Annotated in this window: 1 pseudogene; it reads right to left on the reverse strand. The window is 67.7% G+C overall.

The features are described from left to right. Positions 1 to 350: pseudogene (locus B3C64_RS00405) on the reverse strand (2,3,4,5-tetrahydropyridine-2,6-dicarboxylate N-succinyltransferase); the annotation flags it as partial.

A 350-nucleotide genomic window follows, 5' to 3' on the forward strand; every position in this document is an offset into this window, starting at 1 on the left:
TCGACGGACAGCACGTTCACGTCGACGTGCGGCAGTCCGGGCGCGGCCTGTGCCGTGGCGCCCAGCACGTCGAGCTTGCGCAGGGCGAAGTCCTCGACCGCGAACGGGCCGTAGTTGGTCCACACGACGTTGTTGAGCTTGGCGAAGATGCCGTCGAGGTTCAGCGTGTTCGGCTTGGCCAGACGCATGCTCAGCAGGTGCAGACGCAGGTAGGCGTCGGCGGCGCTCTCAATCGGCTCGTCGAGCTTGGAGACGGTGAACACCGGAACGCGGCGCACGCCACGGGCGTCGGCGTCCTCATGCGCGAGTGCGCCGAAATTGTGGTTCGGACGAGACGCTTCGGCCGGGGC

The sequence above is a fragment of the Bifidobacterium sp. UBA6881 genome (genome assembly GCA_002451435.1).
GTDB lineage: Bacteria > Actinomycetota > Actinomycetes > Actinomycetales > Bifidobacteriaceae > Bifidobacterium.